Genomic DNA, 4,706 nt, shown 5'->3' with positions numbered 1-4,706 from the left:
GTGTCTCCAGATTCCAGACTTTGATGGTGTTGTCACCACTGCCAGAAACAATGGTTTTGCTATCGTTGCTGATGCTGACGCTATTGACCTGGCCATTGTGTCCGGTGAGAGTGCGGATTTCTTCTCTGGTTTCAAGATTCCAGACTTTGATGGTGTTGTCATCACTGCCAGAAACAATGGTTTTGCTATCGTTGCTGATGCTGACGCTATAGACCTTGCCACCGTGTCCGGTGAGAGTGCGGATTTCTTCTCCGGTTTCAAGATTCCAAACTTTGATGGTGTTGTCACCACTGCAAGAAACAATGGTGCCATCGTTGCTGATGCTGACGCTCCAGACATGGTTATCGTGTCCTTTGAGAGTGCGGATTTCTTCTCCGGTTTGGAGATTCCAGACTTTGATGGTGCTGTCTTCACTCCCAGAAACAATGGTTTTGCTATCGTTGCTGATGCTGACGCTCCAGACCTGGCCCTTGTGTCCTTTGAGAGTGCTGATTTCTTTTCCGGTTTCCAGATTCCAGACTTTGATGGTGAAGTCAGAACTGCCAGAAACAATGGTTTTGCTATCGTTGCTGATGCTGACGCTTTTGACCCAGTTCTGGTGTCCGGTGAGAGTGCGGATTTCTGCTCCGGTTTGGAGATTCCAGACTTTGATGTTGTAGTCTTCACTGCCAGAAACAATGGTTTTGCTATCGTTGCTGATGCTGACGCTATTGACCTGGCCATTGTGTCCTTTGAGAGTGTGGATTTCTTCTCCGGTTTCTCTATTCCAGACTTTGATGGTGTTGTCATCACTGCCAGAAACAATGGTTTTGCTATCGTTGCTAATGCTGACGCTATTGACCTGGCCATTGTGTCCTTTGAGAGTGAGGGGTTCGGCGTCGGGTGTCTCCAGATTCCAGACTTTGATGGTGTTGTCACCACTGCCAGAAACAATGGTTTTGCTATCGTTGCTGATGCTGACGCTATAGACCTTGCCACCGTGTCCGGTGAGAGTGCGGATTAATTCTCCGGTTTCTCTATTCCAAACTTTGATGGTGTTGTCCCAACTGCCATAAACAATGGTTTTGCCATCCTTGCTGATGCTGACGCTTCTGACCACGTTATCGTGTCCCCGCAAACGGTTCCGCTCCCTGCCTTCATAAATATTACCGATTAAGGCACCCAACACCTCTGGGTCTTTGGCTCGGTATTTTTGCAAGATTTTCCCGGCCCGAATGGCCTCCAAAAAAGCCTCTAAATCCTTTCCTTCAGTCAACAGAGCCTTAGAAGTTCGACCGAGAGAATCTGCTAGATTCAGTTGTGCTTGTATTGTCTGCTTCTGGGCTTGTTTTGTCTGATACCAGGCCCCTACAGCAGCAGCGATCGCGGCCACTGATAAAACACTGAGAAATATTGCTCCTATCCGCAGCTTTTTGTTGGCTTGTTTTTGTTGTGCTTCCCTGGCTTGGGATGCTTCTAGAGCTTCTTTCTGTGCTTTGGCTAATTGCTCTTTTCGTTCTTCTTCCTGTTGTTGGAGGCGATCGCGATCTTGAATACTCTCCTGAATAAAAAGTTTCTCAGCTTCTAAATCTTCGGGACGCTCTTGCAGTTTTTCTTCTGCTTTTAGTAGAGCCGCTCCTCGTAACAAAGAACCTTGATCTCGATGGTTTTCTTCCCATTGTTTCTTTGCCGAACGCAGTTGTTCTTGCCAGGTTCTAAATTCTCGGTCTACTTCCATCCATTTCCTCAGTTGCCCCCAATTTCTAATTAAAGCTTCATGGACGACTTCAACGGTTTCTTGTTCGGAATTATTTTCTGTACGACTGGTGACAACTAACCGCGCATCTGCTAATTGTTTGACCAAATCCCAATTGCTCTCGTTGAAATCGGCCTGAGTCGCGACTCTGCGGGTGTCTTCCCTTCCCGCCCCCGGTTGCACCAACTGAAGAAAAATTCGGCGGACTCGTTCTTTTTCTTCGGGTTTAAGTTTACTAAATTTCTCATCAGCATAACCCGTTAAGGCGCCGGAAACTTCTCCGATATCTTCGTAGGCTTTATGGGTTAATTGTTTACCTTGGCGTTTTTTCCAAAGTTCAGTTAAAGCAAATTCTAATAAAGGTAAATTTCCCGGCTGTTGCTCGACATCATCGAGAATGCGTTCAACCAGTCCGCTTTCAAAACTCACCCCCAATTTTTGCGCGGGTTTTTCAATCACATCTCGCAGTTCATTTTCATTCATCGGCCCTAACATAATATTAGCATTTTTCAACACATCTACTAAGGGCCGATAAGAAAGCGCATTTCCGAGAAAATCCGCCCGCATCGTGGCAACTAACACCGTTGATAAAGAAGATTGTTCGGCGAAAGATTTAAAAGTGTTTAACAGTGTATCTAGAAATTGACGACGGATTTTTTCGTCGGGACAAAGGGTGTAAAGTTCCTCAAATTGGTCGGCTATTAATAAAGTCCGATTTTGAGGATTATTCTGTTGTATTGTTGCAAAAACATCGGATAATAAAACAGTATTGTTTTTAAAATATCCCGCTAATTGACGCGCTTGTGCAATGAGTTCTGTTTTATTCAAATTCGGTTCATAGAGCGGAACTAACGCTTGTGCGAGTGCATTAAAAGGGTCATTTCCCGGTCGAAAATGGGTAAATTGCCAGCGTCCAGCTTGAACCAATTTCGGCACTAATCCCGCCAAAATCACCGAAGATTTCCCGCTCCCAGACGCACCCAACACCGGAATAAAATTGCGGGTTTCGGTATATTCAAAGAGTTCTTCGACAAAGACTTCCCGCCCAAAGAAATACTCTGAATTCTCGTAACTAAAATGATATAAACCTTGATAGGGACAGATTAAGTTATCATCGATATCATCTTCAGTGGATGGGGTAACGGTTTGTTGTTGATAATTATAGTTGTAGATGGTAATGATACGAGATTGATTGATGCTGACATCGTTCGCCGAATTCAGCAAATTCATAGCGTTTTCATTGCCAGAAAATTCTACGTTTCCGGCAGTTTGGCTTTGCTCATAGGGTAGGTTTTTATGGGCTTCTTGTTCAGTCATAATCTTATTAGCGAGTCTGTTTTTTTAGGCTGAGAAAATGAATAACCCTGTCATTGCGAGGCGGTGAAAATAAGTTAACCTCTTGAAAGAAGCGTTAAACGAGCAGACACCATCTCATACTTTAACCGTTATAACCAAGATTACCACAGGGGGCAACTGGAGCAACTAAAATTATGACTGTTTCCGTCCCCCCTGGCAATGATATTAATAGACAACAACAGATGGTTTAATATTTGTTCAGGCTCGATTAAACCCACACTTTCGCTAAAATTGCTGCAACTTTCATCACAGGCCCAGCAAGCGTTTCTACCCCTTCTAATCCTTTTTTGAGTGCTTCAACTGCTTCATCTATTAAGCTTTTATTGGGTTGGGGTTTCTTTAATTCGGTTTCGAGTATTTCAACAGGAATCTCGGCTTGTTTTTTCTGAAGAACACTGAGAGAATTTGTTGAACCAATTTCCTGTTTAAGTTTTTTCAGTTCATTTAATGCCGCTTGTAATTCAGAATTTCCCCCGATAGTTTCAGTTTTACTTTGGTCAATATTAACGTTACCATGCACACGATTAAATGGGTTAAAATTATTACCCGTTCCCCTAAAACTAACATCACCAAAAGATTGAGATTGATCAGAGGTTTGAGTCTGGTCGCGTCCGGCTTGACCTACTGGACTGTTGGAAAGATTACCATTAATATTGATGGCAGGTTTAAAGCCAGGTTGAGAAGATGAATCATCTGTGTTTTTTGCTTGCTGAGTTTCCTGAATATCGGAAATATAATGTCGAGGACGATAGCGAATTTGTGGAGTATCCGACTCGGGTATTCCTTCTAAATCAATAGCATTGCAAGCAAAGTTGAAACATTTATCATAGGATTTTCCCGCGCCCAAAGCTTCATAAAACGCCGTCGAAAAGTTAATCGCTGCAACATCTCCAACGGCTTTATTCATCCCCACCACACAGTCAATATATTCATGGATGGCTTGGGCTTGTTCTTCGCTGTAGCAAGCATTGAGAACAACACATTGAACTTCTTGTTGAAACTGTTTAAACAGCTTGGCTAAAGCCTCACTACTGACGAGTTGAGTTTCTCCCGAATCATTTTCTAATATCAGTCCGTCACTCCCAGAACCATGACCGGAAAAGTGAACAATTGCAGGTTCATATTCTAATAGCGCTCGTCGCAAGTCTTTCACTCGAACGGCTGACTCACTCTCAACTTGAAATTGTTCTCGATTTTTGGACTGTTTCAATGCTTCTTTGATTTCGCGTGTTTCTTCTCCCAAACGTAACTGAACCGAATTTTTGGGATTGGATAATAAAATCAGTATTTTCTTCATGGTTGAATCTCCTTAATGTAATACCATTTCTTTCTAATCATGCAACTTTTGACGTTCGCGTAGTGTGCCGTCAGGCGTATCTCCTTATCCCCCTTTATCTCCCCCTTTTTAAGGCTCCCAGGGCTGTTTCATTCTCGACCAGAAATTGTAGAACCTAACCCCCCAACCCCCTTCCCTACCTCACCGCAGCGCCCTCTCCACCTCACCGCAACGCCCTCTCCTACCTCTCCCTAACCCTCTCTATCCCCCCTGCCCCCCTTTGAAAGGGGGGTTAGGAGAGGGAAAAGGAAAAAAGTTTTTTATTTGGAATGGGGAGTA

General features: G+C 43.8%; 2 protein-coding genes. Both read right to left on the bottom strand.

What is annotated here, in order from left to right; genetic code table 11:
* Positions 1-3,052: WD40 repeat domain-containing protein (locus tag WN50_RS11215; RefSeq protein ID WP_235440921.1), on the bottom strand; the 3,052-nt coding region annotated here is incomplete at its 3' end.
* Between the two features lie 247 nt (positions 3,053-3,299).
* Positions 3,300-4,388, bottom strand: a complete 1,089-nt coding sequence (locus WN50_RS36100; RefSeq protein WP_053221490.1) for a CHAT domain-containing protein — start codon at positions 4,386-4,388, stop codon at positions 3,300-3,302.
* Positions 4,389-4,706 lie beyond the last annotated feature (318 nt).

This window comes from Limnoraphis robusta CS-951 (genome assembly GCF_000972705.2).
This window is presented reverse-complemented; position numbering and strand designations above follow the sequence as displayed.